Origin of the sequence: Paenibacillus polymyxa (assembly GCF_001719045.1) — a bacterium.
Taxonomy (GTDB): domain Bacteria; phylum Bacillota; class Bacilli; order Paenibacillales; family Paenibacillaceae; genus Paenibacillus; species Paenibacillus polymyxa_B.
Window position 1 is genome coordinate 581,983 of the sequence record NZ_CP015423.1, and the last position, 17,411, is coordinate 599,393.

19 protein-coding genes and 1 pseudogene are annotated in these 17,411 nt (G+C 44.4%); 5 read left to right on the forward strand and 15 right to left on the reverse strand.

Going from position 1 to position 17,411, the window contains the following annotated elements:
• The first annotated feature begins 246 nt into the window (after positions 1-246).
• Positions 247-963 (forward strand): Crp/Fnr family transcriptional regulator, encoded by a 717-nt coding sequence (locus tag AOU00_RS02795; protein ID WP_013310849.1) that lies wholly within the window; start codon positions 247-249, stop codon positions 961-963.
• A 139-nt stretch (positions 964-1,102) separates the two neighbouring features.
• Here AOU00_RS02795 and AOU00_RS02800 read toward each other — a convergent pair whose 3' ends face one another.
• From AOU00_RS02800 to AOU00_RS27660, 8 genes and pseudogenes are all read right to left on the reverse strand, one after another.
• Positions 1,103-1,870: a DODA-type extradiol aromatic ring-opening family dioxygenase gene (locus AOU00_RS02800; protein WP_061829053.1), complete on the reverse strand. Its 768-nt coding sequence runs from the start codon at positions 1,868-1,870 to the stop codon at positions 1,103-1,105.
• 741 nt (positions 1,871-2,611) lie between these two features.
• Entirely contained in the window at positions 2,612-2,956 is a 345-nt protein-coding gene (locus AOU00_RS02805) for a winged helix-turn-helix transcriptional regulator (RefSeq protein ID WP_034095058.1), read from the reverse strand.
• Between the two features lie 246 nt (positions 2,957-3,202).
• Positions 3,203-3,934, reverse strand: coding sequence for a ThuA domain-containing protein (locus tag AOU00_RS02810; protein WP_061829052.1), 732 nt, complete (start codon positions 3,932-3,934; stop codon positions 3,203-3,205).
• Positions 3,935-3,954: 20 nt separating this feature from the next.
• Positions 3,955-4,923: a sugar phosphate isomerase/epimerase family protein gene (locus AOU00_RS02815; RefSeq protein ID WP_061829051.1), complete on the reverse strand. Its 969-nt coding sequence runs from the start codon at positions 4,921-4,923 to the stop codon at positions 3,955-3,957.
• 77 nt (positions 4,924-5,000) lie between these two features.
• Complete coding sequence (locus AOU00_RS02820) at positions 5,001-6,083, reverse strand: Gfo/Idh/MocA family protein (protein ID WP_061829050.1); 1,083 nt, start codon at positions 6,081-6,083, stop codon at positions 5,001-5,003.
• Positions 6,076-6,843, reverse strand: coding sequence for a sugar phosphate isomerase/epimerase family protein (locus tag AOU00_RS02825; protein WP_061829049.1), 768 nt, complete (start codon positions 6,841-6,843; stop codon positions 6,076-6,078). Before AOU00_RS02825 ends, AOU00_RS02820 begins: the two co-directional genes overlap by 8 nt.
• An 18-nt stretch (positions 6,844-6,861) precedes the next feature.
• Complete coding sequence (locus tag AOU00_RS26925) at positions 6,862-7,032, reverse strand: hypothetical protein (protein WP_231109404.1); 171 nt, start codon at positions 7,030-7,032, stop codon at positions 6,862-6,864.
• 2 nt (positions 7,033-7,034) lie between these two features.
• Positions 7,035-7,328, reverse strand: a pseudogene (locus AOU00_RS27660) (Gfo/Idh/MocA family protein); the annotation flags it as partial.
• A gap of 166 nt (positions 7,329-7,494) precedes the next feature.
• Between AOU00_RS27660 and AOU00_RS02835 the strand changes: the two are divergent.
• Positions 7,495-8,313 carry an AraC family transcriptional regulator gene (locus AOU00_RS02835; protein ID WP_061829048.1) on the forward strand — a complete coding sequence of 273 codons (819 nt, stop codon included), beginning with the start codon at positions 7,495-7,497 and terminating at the stop codon, positions 8,311-8,313.
• A gap of 82 nt (positions 8,314-8,395) precedes the next feature.
• Here the strand turns inward: AOU00_RS02835 and AOU00_RS02840 are convergent, their stop codons facing one another.
• The 5 genes from AOU00_RS02840 to AOU00_RS02860 all read right to left on the reverse strand — a co-directional run bounded on the left by AOU00_RS02840 (position 8,396) and on the right by AOU00_RS02860 (position 12,770).
• Entirely contained in the window at positions 8,396-9,880 is a 1,485-nt protein-coding gene (locus AOU00_RS02840) for an alpha-N-arabinofuranosidase (protein WP_069289858.1), read from the reverse strand.
• 319 nt (positions 9,881-10,199) lie between these two features.
• Positions 10,200-10,478 (reverse strand): DUF6171 family protein, encoded by a 279-nt coding sequence (locus AOU00_RS02845; RefSeq protein ID WP_029517224.1) that lies wholly within the window; start codon positions 10,476-10,478, stop codon positions 10,200-10,202.
• Between the two features lie 97 nt (positions 10,479-10,575).
• Positions 10,576-10,896 (reverse strand): hypothetical protein, encoded by a 321-nt coding sequence (locus AOU00_RS02850; protein WP_061829046.1) that lies wholly within the window; start codon positions 10,894-10,896, stop codon positions 10,576-10,578.
• A gap of 72 nt (positions 10,897-10,968) precedes the next feature.
• Entirely contained in the window at positions 10,969-11,913 is a 945-nt protein-coding gene (locus AOU00_RS02855) for a Gfo/Idh/MocA family protein (RefSeq protein ID WP_069289859.1), read from the reverse strand.
• A 167-nt stretch (positions 11,914-12,080) separates the two neighbouring features.
• Entirely contained in the window at positions 12,081-12,770 is a 690-nt protein-coding gene (locus AOU00_RS02860; protein ID WP_025722249.1) for a TerC family protein, read from the reverse strand.
• Between the two features lie 352 nt (positions 12,771-13,122).
• On the opposite strand from AOU00_RS02860, the gene AOU00_RS02865 reads away from it, so the two are divergent.
• Positions 13,123-13,740, forward strand: coding sequence for a TVP38/TMEM64 family protein (locus AOU00_RS02865; protein ID WP_069289860.1), 618 nt, complete (start codon positions 13,123-13,125; stop codon positions 13,738-13,740).
• A 179-nt stretch (positions 13,741-13,919) separates the two neighbouring features.
• Entirely contained in the window at positions 13,920-14,891 is a 972-nt protein-coding gene (msrA, locus tag AOU00_RS02870) for a peptide-methionine (S)-S-oxide reductase MsrA (protein WP_069289861.1), read from the forward strand.
• Positions 14,892-14,995: 104 nt separating this feature from the next.
• Here msrA and AOU00_RS02875 read toward each other — a convergent pair whose 3' ends face one another.
• The gene (locus AOU00_RS02875; protein ID WP_069289862.1) at positions 14,996-15,799 is read right to left on the reverse strand and encodes a lipid II flippase Amj family protein; all 804 of its coding nucleotides are present in this window, start codon (positions 15,797-15,799) and stop codon (positions 14,996-14,998) included.
• A gap of 151 nt (positions 15,800-15,950) precedes the next feature.
• On the opposite strand from AOU00_RS02875, the gene AOU00_RS02880 reads away from it, so the two are divergent.
• Positions 15,951-16,400, forward strand: a complete 450-nt coding sequence (locus AOU00_RS02880; protein WP_069289863.1) for a DUF2188 domain-containing protein — start codon at positions 15,951-15,953, stop codon at positions 16,398-16,400.
• A 66-nt stretch (positions 16,401-16,466) separates the two neighbouring features.
• Here the strand turns inward: AOU00_RS02880 and AOU00_RS02885 are convergent, their stop codons facing one another.
• Entirely contained in the window at positions 16,467-17,171 is a 705-nt protein-coding gene (locus tag AOU00_RS02885; protein WP_013310869.1) for a YitT family protein, read from the reverse strand.
• Positions 17,172-17,411: the final 240 nt, after the last annotated feature.

Consider the following 17,411-nt stretch of genomic DNA (forward strand, 5'->3'; position numbering starts at 1 on the left):
CCTGTTATCTCGTGTACTATCTCTTGTTCACGCACTGATCGTAACACAGCTTTTCAAGATATATTGTGATTTTTTTCACAATCTATTTAAAATTTTATTTTATGAAGTGAATTAAATCACAAAGTTTGGAATTCTGCCACTTTTACCCCCTCTTCTTGCCCCAAAAACGCATTGCGCAGGTATATAATGAATTTGAATTGATCAAGTTGCAGATAAAAAACATAGGATACAAAGGGGAAATGGACGATGAGAAACCCTACAAATGTAATGGAAGCCCGCGGCAACACCTGTTGCTTCTCGGAGGCCAGCTTCAACCGGTTGCAAGTGATGATGAAAGATCGAGTTATGCCTGAAAGCTCGCATCTGTTCTGGGAAGGAGATACAGCGGATAAGCTGTTTTATATTAAGCGCGGACGCGTGAAAGTAACCAAAACAACGGATGAAGGTAAGGAACTTATTCTATATATGTATCAAAGCGGCGATCTTGTTGGTCAAGCTGATCCATTTTTCGGTACTAAGCATTCCTTTTCTGCTGAGGTTCTGGAAGACAGTGATATTGGCGTAATCGATCATACAGATTTGGAACTGCTTATTTGCCAGCATTGTGATTTTGCGATTGACTTTATGAAATGGATGGGTTCGCATCACCGTATTACTCAGACTAAGTTCCGCGATTTGATGATGTACGGCAAGCCAGGTGCTTTATGTTCAACACTCATCCGTTTATGCAATACCTATGGTGAGCCTCACGGCGAACATATTCTGATTCATAAGAAAATTACTCATACTGACTTATCTAATATGATCGGTGCGACTCGGGAAAGCGTAAACCGGATGCTTAGTGATCTACGTAAGAAAAATGCAGTAGAATACGATAACGGCATGATTGTTGTCAAGGATTTGGAAATGCTGCAAGGCGTATGTCATTGTGAATTGTGCCCTCGTGAGATTTGCCGGATATAATAAATCGTTATTTATGTAAAAGGGAGTGTTATAAGCCATTATAGCTTATAACACTCCCTAATTTATTTCCACTTCCCTACTTATACAGGAGCAGTAGCGAAGCATTTTAACAATAGTCCTTCTTCTGGCAACACACTTTTTAAAACTGTAAGCATAGATAACTTAAATTCCCCATCTCATAGCTTCTATGGATGACCTTGGCTTTGTTTGCAGGATTTCCACTCCCCATCGCAATAAACAACGGTACAAAGTGCTCTGCTCTTGGTACGGCCTGACGAGCATACGGTGCTTCACTTTCATAGTGATCCAAAGCCTCTATATCTCTACTTTGCACTTTTTCAATAATCCAATTATCAAAATCTATAGCCCAAGGTTCTGTTTTCGTTTCCCCCCATTTGACGATACGCAGATTATGAACAGTCACGCCACTGCCAATGACCAGAATATCCTGTTCTCCCAGTCCACGTAGCACTTCACCAATGACATATTGTGCTTTGGGCGAGAGATATGGATTTACAGAGATCTGAACTACCGGAATGTCTGCCTCAGGATACATACGATGCAACAATGTCCAGGATCCATGATCCAGTCCCCTCACCCGATCACTTTGTACGTCAATACCCTTTTGTTCATATAATTTTCTCAGCTTATTTGCCAGTTCGACAGAGCCATGTGCTGGATATTTCACCGCGTACAGTTCCGGTGGGAAACCACCAAAATCATAAATGGTATCGTACACGTCATCCATCGAACTGATCGTCAACGTTTGCGCTTCCCAATGAGCAGTAAAGATAACAACCGCTTTAGGACGAATGCTTTTTCCCAGTTGCTCTAAAAATGAAGTATAGTCCGTCTGTTCAATAGCAAGCATCGGTGAGCCGTGGGCCAAAAATAAAGATGGCATCATATAAATATCCCCTTGTCATCAATAATTTATTTTATTCATTAAGTAACTTTATGTAAGTAATAGTACATAAGTAACAGAGTTATGTCAACACAGACTCCAACATACACTTAGATCAGTGATTCCATAAATAAAGATTGATATAGGTATAAGGTCATAGTAATATGTAACTAATAAATTTTAAAATTTCACTACACTTCGATACAAAGGACTGGTTTCTATGGAGATACATACTTCTAATTGCCCAAAATGTGGTTCCGTTTTTCGTCAGAACCTTAGAAACCTGTGTAGTACTTGTATTCAGGAAGAAAATATATTCTTAGACCGCTGTTCTAACTATCTATGGAAGCATCCTTCTACTCATACCCGCCAGCTCAGTGATGTAACCGGCACACCTATAGAATTACTCATAGACTGGGTAAGAGCAGGCAAGTTTCCCTCCACATACAGTCAGCTTGATTATCCTTGTGAGTCCTGCCGTTCCCCTATTTATGCAGGAAGACTTTGCCATTCCTGTCTGGGTACATTCCGTTCGGCCGCGCTGGATATTCAAACCCGTGTGCCCCGCCGTGCAACAGCAGCATTATTCTCAGTTGCAGGGCGCGTCAAAGGCTATTAAACCGTGCTACCTATGCACATCATTTCTGTGATATGGATAAGTAGTCCTATACACAAAATAAAAAAACAGCCTTTTTCCTAGGAAAAGGCTGTTTTGCTATGAGAAACGCTTATTTAGTTTGGTGCTCATCTAATCCATTCCTCAGCCCAAAATTGAATCTGTTCCATAACTGGCTGAAGTGCACGGCCTTTGGTTGTTAGCTCGTATTCAATGCGGACAGGAGTTTCCGGATATACATGACGTGTAAGAATTCCTTCATTTTCCAAATCTTTCATCCGCTCTGATAACATTTTGTCACTCATTGTGGGAATCAGATTGGAAATATCCTTAAACCGCTTAGGACCGCTCATCATGGATTGAATAATTAATCCATTCCAACGCTTGCCCAAACATGAAAAGGCGGTTTCAAAACGCGGACACATTTTTGTACATTGCGGTTGACTTTCCAAATTTTTCACCTTCTTTTGCATTTCGGTTTGATAAAGCTTTCCTTTTGTTAGTATATATCATTTTAGCATACTTTATCCCGAAAGAAAACACTTTCTTCTTAAATTAAATACCTACGCTGATAAAGTTGCCATGACCAAAACTGATTATACAACAAACCAACACAGCAGGTATATGTCTAAATCGTTAAATACAAAAAGGCGGAATCCCAAGAGGTTCCGCCTATCAATCTGTTCATTATACAACTCATCCATATGTGATGATTGTCATTATACCAACACTCCACCGAGAGGCCTTAGAGGTTCACTTCTACCATATATTGGTTTGTTAATACTTGTCGGAGAAGTCCAACGAATGCTGTTGGCGATAACTTTCAAAATATCAGGCTGGTAATAAGTCGGATAGGTCTCATGACCTGGGCGGAAATAGAATATCTTGCCGCTACCTCGGCGGAAGGTACATCCGGTTCTAAATACTTCGCCGCCTTCAAAGTTACTAACAAATACCAGTTCATCCGGCGTAGGAATATCAAAGAACTCGCCATACATCTCTTCCTGCTTCAACAAAATTTTGGCATCTATGCCTTCTGCAATGGGATGTGACGGATTCACCGACCAAATAATCTCCTGTTCACCTGCCACCCTCCATTTCAGGTCACAGCTAGTGCCCATTAGGGCTTTGAATGGCTTGGAAAAATGGCCTGAGTGCAGCACGATCAACCCCATACCTTCCTGCACTCGCTTGACAACACGCGCCGTAACTTCATCGCTCACCTGATCGTGGGCTTTATGCCCCCACCACAGCAGCACATCTGTGGAATTCAGAATATCTTCTCCCAAACCATGCTCGGCATCATCACGCAGAGTAGCTGTTCGAATGGCAAATCCCTCTCCTGCCAGGCCGTCAGCCAACGCTTTGTGTATCCCGTCAGGATATATCTGTTTGGCTTCATCATTCAACTTTTCGTTCAAAAATTCATTCCAAATGGTGACGTTAATCATCAACATTTCCCCCTATTAGGTTAGACCCACCACATCTCGCTCAGCGGTTCTTCAATCAGTACCTGGCGAAGATTGTGGACGGCCTTAGTAAAGCCTTCCTCCACGGACATCAGACCATCTTCATGCTCAATACTCACTACATAATCGTATCCCACCAGACGCAGAGCACTGATAATATCTGCCCAGGTTTTTACATCATGCCCATAGCCCACAGTTCGGAACTGCCAAGCACGATCTAGCATTTTCGTATATTCCTGCATATCGGTAAGTCCATATTTATTTACATTGATCGGATCAATCGTCGTATCCTTGGCATGAAAATGGTGAATGGCTCCCTCTCGGCCCAAAATTTGAACCGCCTGCACTGGGTCAATTCCCTGCCACCACATATGGCTCGGATCCAGATTAGCACCAATGACCTCTCCCGCAGCTTCACGCAAACGAAGCAAGGTCGCTGGTGTATGAACGGAGAAGCCCCCGTGTAGCTCCAGCCCAATTTTAACATGATGATCTGCTGCAAATTTCCCCGTCTCGGTCCAGTAAGGAATAATTTTATTCTCCCATTGCCACTTCAACACTTCCTGAAAATCATTAGGCCACGGAGCTACAGGCCAGTTTGGATATTTCGCATCCTCATGATCACCCGGACAGCCAGAGAAAGTGTTCACAACTGGAACTTCCAGCTTTTCTGCCAATCGAACGGTTTTAAGAAACGTATCATGATCAGCCTGGGCCAAATGCTTTTGCGGATGGAGAGGATTGCCGTGACAGCTAAGCGCACTAATCGTTAGTCCGCGGGACTCTACTGCCTTTTTGAAATTTTTGAGCGCTGTATCGTTTTCCAGCAACTCATCCGGCTTACAATGCTTATCCCCAGGGTTGCCGCCTGTACCGATTTCTACAGCATCCAATCCTTGAGAAGCCACATAATCCAGCGCCTCCTCAAGCGAACGTCCGCCAAACAACACCATAAATACTCCAAGTTTCAAAAGAAATCCCTCCCTGTATCATATGTGAAAAAAGCTGCTTTCATTATAATGATGGTCTATTCGGGATAATTACGGGCTTAGTCAAAATAGACAGCTTTCCCCGTACGAGCCGATTCATAGATAGCTTCCAAAATTTCAGTAACAACCAGTGCCTGTTCCGGCTTCACAAGAGGTTCTTTGTCGTCCAGAATAGATTCGATCCACAGACGGGCTTCGCGGTCTGCTTCATTTTCCGTTTCTCCAGAGTAAAAGGCAACACCGCCTGCATCCAGATCTATTTTCGTATCAAACAAGCGGCTGTTCTTTTCCCCGTTAATGCGCAATCCATCCTGCATATCGGCTCCGCCTTCGGTACCGCATAACAGCGTCTTCGCTTCGCCAAACTCTACAACGTTCAATGCCCAGCTGGACTCTAGTACAATCGTAGCTCCATTTTGCATCGTAATAAAACCAAAAGCTGAGTCCTCTACCTTAAATTCCTCAGGATTCCAAGGTCCAAAGGCATTTGCTGCATCTTTACGATCCCCTAGCTTATGGAAGGTTGAACCTAGTACGCTTTTAGGCTTGTAATTATCCATCAGCCAGAGTGTCAGGTCGAGTGCATGCGTGCCAATATCAATAAGGGGGCCACCGCCCTGCTTCTCTTCATCCAAGAATACTCCCCAGGTCGGAACTGCGCGACGGCGTAGAGCAATGGCTTTGCCCAGATAAATGTCTCCAAGCTCTCCTTGTTCGACCAATTGCTTCAGATACAAACTATCATCACGATAACGGTTTTGATACGCAATAGACAGCTTCTTACCTGTACGGTTGGCCGCATCGAGCATTTCCCGTGCCTGCTCTGCAGTTTTAGCCATCGGTTTTTCACACAGCACATGCTTACCTGCCTCAAGCGCCGCTACGGTAATTTCCGAGTGCGAGTCGTTGGGTGTACATACATGTACGACTTCAATGTCTTTATTTTCTAACAGCTTACGGTAATCGCTATAAACTTGCGAGCCTTCAACTCCAAACTTTTCTGCTGCCTCTTCAGCGCGCTCCTGAATGATGTCACAGAATGCAACGATTTCTGCACGCTTCTGCTTGGCAAGACTCGGCAAGTGTTTGCCGTTTGCAATCCCTCCACAACCAATAATCCCGATTTTGAGTGTTTTAGACATGAATATTTCCTCCCTGAGCTGCGTATTGTTGGAGCCATTTAATACTGGTTTCAATGCTTTCGATTGGAGGGTTTGAGCAGAAATCCTGTTCTACGACGATCCAATCCACACCTGCCTGAATAGCGGCGTCTGTAATGGCCTGAAGCTGCACTTCGCCTTTGCCAAGCTCTACAGTTACTGCTTTTTGTTGCTCGTCACGTGCCATATCCTTTAAGTGAATGATAGGCAGGCGTCCATTATAACGTCCGATGTATTCCACTGGATCATAGCCCCCATAGTATACCCAACAAGTATCCATTTCGACCTGTAACAAATCATCGGAAACCGCATCATATAAAGCATCGAATACCGGGCGATCATTGATTTTTTCTGTCAATTCAAACTCATGATTATGATAAGCCAGTATCAAGCCCTGTTCTTTCACTTTTTCACCAATACGATCCAAATTAGCAAAAAGTTCATCCCACTGTCGCTGTTCTTCGGTTAAATAAGGAACGATTAGGTATTTATTTCCCAATTCTTTGTGGTATGCAATCTCCTCATCCAAATGATCCAGCAAACGAGAATATTGTATATGAGTTCCGACAACTTCCAGATTCAGCTCATCCAGAAGCGCTCTGACATCCTTGGCATTACGTTTGAAAAAGGTATGAAATTCTACCCCTTTATAGCCAAGCTCAGCTACCTTGCGCAACGTACCTTCAAAATCCTGTTCAAGCTCTTCCCTTACTGTGTACAATTGCAATCCTACTTTAGCCATTCCCCTTCACCTCTTTAATTAAGATGAATTTTCCATTATATCTGTTCCATAATACAAATCCTCGTCCGGTTTGAACGTGCTTTCCACCGTAATGTGATTGCCTTCCAATGATGAGCGCTGAAAAGCATGCATGGCTTCTAGCACATGGTAGGCCAGTTCAGCATTGGCACGATGGTCCGTGAATTTCAATGCGCCAAAGGCTTTTCACTGTACACATGCTTGCCTGCCTTTAGTATCGCCACATCTGACCGTGCATGGCTGCCAGGCACGGTCAGATTAAATACAAGCTCAATCTCAGGCTGACGAAGCAATTCATCCACTTTGTATACGTTTTCAATGTTGAATTCATCGGCCCTCTCCTTGGCCCTCTTATCCAGTCAATCAGCGACGGCCACCACTTCAATAAGTGGGCTCTTTTGGAGATTTTCAAGATATACCGAGCTAATAGTACCGCATCCGATAATTCCGGCCTTCATTCGTTCCACGTCGTCACACTCCTTGGCCTCCAACATGTACTTTCTCATCTAACATGTAAGCTTTACAGTTCACATAGTATTCTATTTCTGTTTCGTTTAAAATGAATAATATGATTAAAACATGAACAATCTGGTCAATATTTGAAACAGCCATATGCCCAAAGGAGTCATCATCATGTCTATCGTCGAGCCTTGTCAGGTTCTTACCGCAGGCTATTCCTTCCATCGAAAGCCCTTTTATTCGAACCAGCCTGATGGGATCAAAAATTATTTATTCCGTTTGCAAACAGATGGACGCTGCCAGGCCCGCATTAACGGGGAAATGACACGGATTGAGGCGGGTGACCTACTGCTATTCAATCCTACCGAGCCTTATGAACTGGATATTCATAGTGAGTTGAACCCCATGGGAGAGCAGGTCGTGGAAAGTGGAGATTATCACATTTTTTTCGGTGGTTCCTGGGTAGATGAGTGGTGGAACCATCACAAACGACCCAACAGAATTAAGGTTCAGCTCACAGAAGCCCTGCTTGGCCTATTTCGTCAGCTTGTGATGGAGCAACGACGTATTTCTAATCCTTACCCGGAAATATCAAGTTATTACATACGCATTTTATGTTTGGAGTTTGACCGTATGCTATCCGATCATCCTATCGCTACTCATCATAACTATCTTGCGTATCAGATTAAAAATTATATTGAAGAAAACGCATCCTCTAACTTCAAACTGGATGACGTGTCTTCACACGTCGGTATCAGCGTATCCCGAGCAGTACATCTGTTTAAGGAAACATTCGATACGAGCATTATGCAGTACACGCTAGACATCAGGCTTAACATGGCGAGAGAACGAATCATTTTCAGTCCCATGTCACTGGAACAAGCCGCCGAATCGTCAGGATTTGCAAATTACACGTATTTTCACCGTGTATTTCGTTCCCGCTTCGGTATGTCGCCCAAAGAATTCAGGGTGATTCACCGTGAGCAATTGTAGGACAAAGAGAGCGTTCACCTGAACGCTCTCTTTGTTCATAACCAATAATAGTGAATACTGCTTACATACCACGACCGTTTTTTTACGGAGTAATTGTCAGCATCACTACCGACATTGGTGGCAGTGTAACATCCAAATGCTGACCTTGCAGCTGATAGGATGTGAAAGCTTCCTTTTTCACACGCTCTGGCTGATCAAACGTATTATGTGCCTGCATATCGTCGCTGGCAAGGACAACACCGCTGATCTTTTTAATTTCTTCCAGTCCTCTTAGCTCCAAATTCAAGTTTCCCGACTCGCCCGGATGGACGTTGCAAAAGCTAATATGAATATTGTCGTCCTGCGCCTTGGAGGCGGACACGCTAACTTGTGGGATGGAATCTCCGTCATATTCATAATCGCCTACCTTTACATGAACAGCCAGTGCTTGCGCATCCTGATGCACCTTAAACATTTCAAATACATGGTATGTCGGCGTCAACAGCATAGCAGGGCCTTCAGTCAGAACCATGGCTTGCAATACATTAACCATTTGAGCAATATTCGTCATCTGTATTCGGTCATGGTGATTATGGAAAATGTGTAGGTGCAGCCCAGCTACCAGTGCATCGCGCATCGTATTTTGCTGATACAGGAAGCCTGGATTGGTTCCCGGTTCAGTCAGGAACCAGGTTCCCCATTCATCGACGATCAGTCCGACCCTTTTGTCAGGATCATATTGGTCCATAATGGCTGAATGACGAGTAATCAATTCATCCATATGCAATGATTTTTTCATCGTCTCGAACCATTCCGCTTCATCAAAACCGACTGCTTGCCGTTTCCCTTCCCAGTTTCCCGGGATCGTATAGTTATGCAGGCTCAAACCGTCCATAAGATGCCCAGCTTCACGCATCAACACTTCGGTCCAACGATAATCATCCACATTCGCCCCACCTGCAATCCGATAAATGCGGTTCTCGCCATAGTTACGGACATATGTCTGATATCGGCGATACAGGTCGGCATAATATTCTGGGCGCATGTTACCGCCACAACCCCAGTTTTCGTTACCCACTCCAAAATATTTGAGCTTCCATGGTTTCTCACGACCGTTTTCCTGACGCCATGCAGCCATAGGGGACTCTCCATCGAAGGTCATGTACTCTACCCACTCCGACATTTCCTGAACTGTACCACTGCCGACATTTCCACAAATATAAGGCTCTGCATCTAACAGTTCGCACAATTGAAAAAACTCATGTGTGCCAAAATGATTATTTTCAACCACACCGCCCCAATGCGTATTTACCATTCTCTTACGGTTTTCTTTTGGCCCGATACCATCTTTCCAATGATATTCATCAGCAAAACAGCCTCCCGGCCAGCGCAGCACAGGAATATTCAGCTTTTTCAGGGCTTCCACCACATCATTACGAATTCCGTTTGTGTTCGGAATCGGTGAGTCCTCTCCAACCCATATGCCTTCATAAATGCAACGTCCAAGATGCTCAGCAAATTGTCCATAAATGTTTTTATTAATAATGCCTTGTTTCCAATCGGTATTAACAACAATAGAACCCTTCACAACAAACCCTCCCCAAAAATATTAAAATTGTTGGAACACCCATACAAATGTTTGCGCTTTCATTTTGGCCTAAATATCACTCATAACAAGATTTTCTTTCGATCATAATTTTTACGCATCATTACTTTTAGTAAACATTAATATAAATATTAATAATTAAACAAAAACATTTCACGTGTTTAATATATTTTATTGTCTACTTTTTGTCAATCGTTAAGATAATGTCCAATCAAACCAAAAAGCCTGCCATTAAGGCAGACCAAGGTATGACTATTTTAACCCGTAATCCAGGTTCAGCCGAGCCTGAGCATTGTAGCTTTTAGGCTGTACCTATCCAGCGTGAACCATGGTAACTGGGACAATTTTGAGCTGCCGCCAAAGCACGTACACGAACAATACTTCCGCTGATACCACATGTATGCCCGGACATTAACTCTTCACATTGTGAGCAGGCCAGCAGTCTGGCTTCGTACACTTCATCATTTACACATTCCATTTTGGGTCTCATGTTGGTTAGAATTCTGGTAATTTGCTCTTCCGATATCGAGATATCTCTTTCACAGCCTTTACAGGTACTTGGCACAGGTATATCTTCCATCGTAAGCTTACCCTCCCCATCAACAATGTCTTAAGTAAATATAGTTGAGTCCATGATGCCATAAATGATAACAGTATATTCTTTATTCTGGCTAGTCTTATTTCCGTTCCGACGGAAGGCTCGCAGCCGCCTCAGATACGACCATTGCCAAGTCCTCATTTCCGAACATGGACAGTACCCCTAATACCGTATCCAGCGGAATATCACCCGCTTCTTCACGCGATACAGTCAACTTGCGTACTCGTAGCAGACGCTCGTTGCTATCCTGATGCGGATATGCTTCACTATATAGTTCCTCTGGCTCCAACCCATGATTGATACACCATTGCGCAAACACAAGGATCATCATATCTTCTTCTTGCTTATAGTTTTCAATGATGGCTTCTTCTAGCTGCTTACCACGGTTATCTTCTTCCATTCATTCATTTCTCCTTCAACCTAATTCTTGATGTCTGTCTGGACTGTTAAGATCACGTTCGGACGTTCCATATTAATTACTCAAACGGCTGATCAGCTCGTCAGCCAGCATATGGCTATCCAATACTTTTCCAGCCCGTACAGCACACTCCTCTGGACGATGAATATGCTCCAGAAAATGATTTACGACTCCGGTGAATCCCCGTCTTTCCAAAATCGTATCCCAGCTTCCAAAAGCTTGCGTTAGTGGTGAATGATTTTTTTGCATAAAAACAGCCTGTTCCATATTTGTTACTTCAACAGACCGTCCTGCCCCGTGAAGCTCCAGCTTCTCTATGTCAGCTCCTGCCTGTCTACTCATACTGTAGCTTCCGGTAGCATTCCCCAAACGTACGGTCCCGAACGCAGCATCCATATATCCTTCACTCGTCGTATTCAGACTACTATGCAGCAGCTCATAATCATCGCCACCCAGCCATAAAAGCAAATCAAGCATGTGAATTAAATCATCATAAACCGTCTGTGCCGCCGGTCTTCGATCATATCCAGTACGGTGTTTAATGGCCGCACATTGACTGAATCCACCTGCTTCCTCTAACCATGCTTTAGCAGCTACATAATGCGGGGCAAAACGTCGATTAAAGCCCACCGCCAGCAGCACGGCCTGCGCTTCCGCAAAAGCGGTCATTTCCAGATTCTGACGAACATCATAGGACAACGGTTTATCGACATACACGGCAATCCCTTTTTCAATACACGCCATAACCAGATCAAAATGAGCTTCGGTCGCGGCATGTATAAATACAGCTTCCGGTTCCCATGCTAGCAGCTCCTTCACATCTGTCGTTCCTCTTGGCAACCTATATTGCTCCATAATGAAACTCACCGGCTCCTGTGAACGGTTCATGACACCTACAATATCTACACCTTGGTGTGCTGCCAGTAACGGTAAGTATACTTTTCGAGCAATACCACCCAGTCCTGCAATAGCTACTCTTGTCTTCGTTTGCTTGTCCATATCGTTCCCACCTCTAATCACTCATTCATCTGTTGTCTAGTTTACATGGAAGTCTGCTGACAAGCAAAGAAAAGAGACTGCTCCCGGTCCAGTTGGAGGACCTAACGGAACAGCCTCTATGGCATGAACGTTCAGCTTCAGCTAAGTTTACTTCAGTGTAAGTTAGCTTAGGCGTGCTGCGCTTGCTTTCTTGTTTTTTCACTTTTAATTTTTTTAACACGCATCCCAATGGCTACAACCAGAACCACAACCAGAACCTCAAAGCCGTATTTAACGACCCCGTTCATAAACCAGTGCGCAATCAGCGGTTCCGCCACCACCATTTTGGCAGCAGTATAAGCCAGTACAGCAGCACCAATCGTAATAACTACTGGGTAACGTTCAGTCAGCTTCAAGATAATCGTACTTCCCCACACCATGATTGGAACGGAGATTGCCAGACCCAGTATAACAAGCAGCATGTTTCCATGAGCTGCTCCCGCAACAGCAAGTACATTGTCGAGGCCCATCATCGTATCCGCGATAATAATCGTGCGGATCGCTGCCCACATTTGATTCGTAGCTGAAATTTCATGTTTTTTCTCTTCGACCAGCAACTTATAGGCAATATAGATAAGTGCGAGTCCCCCAATCAAACGCAATCCGTAAATTTGCAATAAATACGTGACCAGCACTGTAGCAATCACACGAATGATGACCGCTCCGACCGTCCCCCAAATAATGACCTTCTTTTGATTGGCCTTATCAACATTGCGAGCCGCCAAACCGATTACGATCGCATTGTCACCAGCTAGCACCAGATCAATGATAATGATGGATACTAATGCGGTTAAAAACTCAATTGACAAAAAATCCATACGTTTCTCCCACCTTTTTTTATTTATTTGTTATACTGTACATAGTTCAGCGCTTTATACTAAAAAAGCGCCATTTCACGGAATCCGGAAACGGCGCTTGACCCAAATTTGGCATCAAAAAAAGACCATTTACCCGGATTCCTAAAATCCTGGCAAAGGTCTCGCTTACAACATTACGTTGCCAATAAAGCCGGGGATTAAAAATCCCGTAATGACGACTTTACTCGTTGAGCTACTCCCCTTTGGGAACTATTCTGTTAGTGGCAGTATAGCACACATTATTGGGAATGTGAACCCTATTTTTTTCTGTATAAGCGATAAGCCGAACAGGGATATTGAAAGAGGTATGTAAATGAAAAAATGGCTACTCGTCACGGCTTATGTTTCGCTGCTTTGCATCGCGTTTATCTACAGATATGATTGGCTCGCCTGGGCGGACAAGCAGACCTCCTTTCCAGTTCTGCTACTACTCGCATTTTTATTCGCGCTAATTCCGTTTGTGCCTTACAAGCTGATTATCGCCTCCATTGCTTATGCCGCAGGCCCCTGGCAAGGTGCTCTGATCTGCTGGCTTGGCACTACATTGGCTGCGTTGGTCGTTTTCACTGCAGTACGTACCCTGTTCCGTGACAAAGGACGTGCCTATTTGAAGCGGGTTCCCGCATTGGAGCGCTTCAATCGAGTCATGGAGAGGGAACCTTTTGCTGCTGTTCTGCTGGCTCGCCTGATTCCAGTCATCCCCCAAGCAGCGGTAAATGTATACGCTGGAGTAGCAGGGTTTCCGTTCTGGAGCTTTATCCTAGGTACAGCTATTGGCAAGCTTCCCGCAATTGCGGTGTATGCTTATGCTGGCGGCACCTTTGCAGAACACCCAATCACCGGTTTGCTCATTTTGGTGCTATATACTGCACTGGTGGGCGGCGCCTTTATACTCTACCGAAAAAGGCTTCAACGCGCCAACAGAACATAATGCGATGAGTTTGCCACCGTCTCTGTAGGAAGTTTCATTGCGATTTTTAGGACATAGCCATTTACACTACGGATTGGTTTCTGACCTTTCGTTGGATTTTGCAAAAATCTCGTATATAATTTAATTATAAGCTATTTAAATAACAACTAATTAAACATTCTCAGATTGGAGTGACAAATATGAGCACCAACAATCCACACACGGTAGAAAAAGCAACTTTTGCAGGTGGCTGCTTCTGGTGCATGGTTTCCCCTTTTGAGGAATTACCCGGTATTTTGAAGGTTAGATCTGGATACACAGGGGGACATACCGAAAATCCTACCTATGAAGAGGTGTGTTCTGAAACAACGGGACATGTGGAAGCCGTACAGATTACATTTGATCCACAAGTATTCCCGTATGAAAAACTGTTGGAGCTCTTCTGGCAGCAGATTGATCCGACGGATGAAGGTGGACAGTTTCACGATAGAGGTTCATCCTACCAAACGGCTATTTTCTATGATAATGAAGAGCAGCGAATCAAGGCAGAAGCTTCTAAAGAAGTTTTGACTCAAAGTGGCCGCTTCGACAAGCCGATTGCTACACCGATTCTGCCTGCGGCCACTTTTTATGAAGCAGAAGAATATCATCAGGACTATCATAAGAAGAACCCCGCTCATTACAAACGCTACCGCAAAGGTTCGGGACGTGAAGATTTTATCGAGCAAAATTGGTCCGGCAAGATTGATAAATCCGATCTTAAAGATCGGCTGACGCCTATTCAATACGAAGTAACACAAAAAAACGCGACCGAGCGCCCTTTTCAAAATGAGTTTTGGGATCATGAGGGTGAAGGCATTTACGTGGATATCGTATCAGGAGAGCCCTTGTTCAGTTCATTGGACAAATATGATGCAGGTTGCGGTTGGCCCAGCTTTACCCGTCCGCTGCGCAGCTACAATGTCAAAGAAAAAACCGATCTCAGCCATTTTATGATCCGTACCGAGGTGCGAAGTCGTGAAGCTGACTCTCATTTAGGGCATGTATTCGATGATGGTCCAGGTCCAGATGGTTTGCGTTATTGCATCAATTCTGCCGCGCTCCGCTTTGTGCCTCAAGAAGATTTGGAGCGTGAAGGATACGGAGCATATAAGTCATTATTTGAAAAGTAAGTAGCCATAGAATCATTGGGGCTGTCCCGCGATCTATCTTTAATAGATGATCACAGGCCAGCCTTTTTGGGATATGGCCGCATATCATTACGTAGGCTAGCAATTTAACTCATTACCCATCCAAGCCAAATGGCTAGCGGTACTAACAATAGCTGAGCTAATAAAGTACCTGCCAAACGCGAGATGATCATCCAACCGTACATGCTGTTCATCCGAGTTAAGGGTAGCTCCCCTCGTAGCGTTTTCTCCGACAGAACCGCCAATCTTGGATCAATTAACAAGGTCAGTAATACCGTTGCGACGCCATTGATTAGACCTGACGACATTGACATGGCTGTACCTTGAGCAGGCCACAGGAATGATGCATATAAAGCAGATACTACTCCAGTTGTATAAATGGCAGTAACAGCTATATTCAGAATAATTAGACGCTTGGGTATCGCTCCGCCAATCAGTGAGGTTAGCATGGACCAGGTAGGGCGCTTTATGTAGTAGCCTGCATGCTTCCAGCGACTTCGCAGCATTAAATGACGCACCAAAGCCGGAATAGATCCGGTATGCTCCAAATGCACAATCCATCTGGCTGACATGCGTACCACTGTTGGATACAGTAAAATAGCAAGCATGGTTCCAACGGTTGCTGCCAGCAGTACCGCATGCATATATAGTTCCAGTCTAATATCCGTTACGCCCACTTGTGCTGCAGCTTTAGCCTGATCGACCATCCCTCCGAGTAAAGGCCCCTGCGCCATGTTAGAGGTGCGTGAAACCAACAGCAGCATTCCCGCAACGGTTAACGCCAATCCAATCCGACGCGCTCGCAAACCACCAAGCCGGAGAGCATAGGACAAGCTATCTGTAGTATGAATGATGATAGTCAGCAAAAAAACAAAACCCCAGGCAAGCAAATGCTTCACTCCTTTTCCTCGTATTCTGCACACCATTATACGCTTTTTTTCAAGATACATTTTACAATATATTCATTTCTTTGATTTCCGTTTGTTTAAGCTGACAACGGGTAATACATAATACATCATCTGCTATAAGGAGTGTGCAACTATGCCTTGGAACAAACATGATTACCCTCCATCCATGAAAAACCTGGAACCTCGGGTGCGAGAAAAAGCCGTTGATATTGCTAACGCTCTACTCCGTGACGGCTATGAAGAAGGACGCTCGATTGCGATTGCCACTTCCCAAGCCGAGGAATGGAACGATAATCATCCTGCCGAGCAAGATGAGAAACCTAAAAAACATGAAAAACAGCATTCAAGCGAAAATGTACACGACCATCCTTCCGCTTCTTCCGATGAGAAGGAACCCATTCATGTGGTGCCGTACGAGGATCGCTGGGCAATCAAAGAAGAGGGATACAACCAGCCCATTTCAACCTTTAAACACAAAAACGAGGCGATTGATGAGGCTCAAAGTTTTGTAGAACGCCAACAGATTTCTGCAATTATTCATGACCGGGATGGACGCATCCATTCTACTTTAAAGCCTTCCTGATAGAAGCTGAATACAGCGAAAGGGTGTTACGAAAGAAGATTTCTCTCCTGACGTAACACCCTTTCCTTATTGACGAAGGCTGTGGACGACCGGCACTGTTTTGGCAACTACCTTTTTAGCAGGAATAGCCGCTGGCAGTACCTTTTTCACAGGTCGGTGCAGTTGGAACGTGGTCGTCCATGTAATTATTTTTCCGGCAAGCCACACAGCCAGTATTGTAAACATTGTTTCCTTCATAGGCAGATACAACAGTGATAATCCTAATACGATGATGTCACTGACAATAAACACGTTGCCGATTTTCCACCCGCGCCACTCACTGATCAGCAGAGATAAGATATCATCGCCCCCGGTTGCTCCACCGAAACGCAATACGATTCCGGCTCCCAAACCTGTAAGCACCCCACAAAGTAGAGCAGCTATCAGCAGATTTCCATGTAGATCTATAACCAGAGTCGAATACTTCTCAAATCCTGCATAAAACAGTGAAAAAGCGACGGCTCCGATTAACGCAAGCAGCATAAATCTTCTGCCCTTCAGTACCCATGCCAGCAATATGACGGGAATATCAAGCAGCAACATACTCCATGCTGGAGATATGCCAAACGCGTAATGTCCCAGCAGGGCCAAGCCTGCAAATCCGCCTTCTGACAAATGATTTTGAGCATTAATGTGATAGTACGTAAAAGCTAAAATGCATGTTCCGAGCAACATGACAGCAATCTGTCTCAATGCTCCATTGTTCACGATAGATTCGTAAGTTTTCCTCATACAGGCTCCCTCGGTTTCTCGTAAGTTTGATGTGGATGAACCCACTCTTACGGAAGCTACCGGATAAGATGTGCCTGGAGGACTTGGTCCTTCGCATGTACAATCCCCTCTTCCGCAGAGTTGGCTTTCGCAACTTGACGTTACTCCGCGGAAAAGCTAAGTATAAGACAGATCAAATCGTTTCCAAATCGTCCTTTGGGGAAGTATCCTTCGGGGACACATGGTATCCTGATCCTTTCT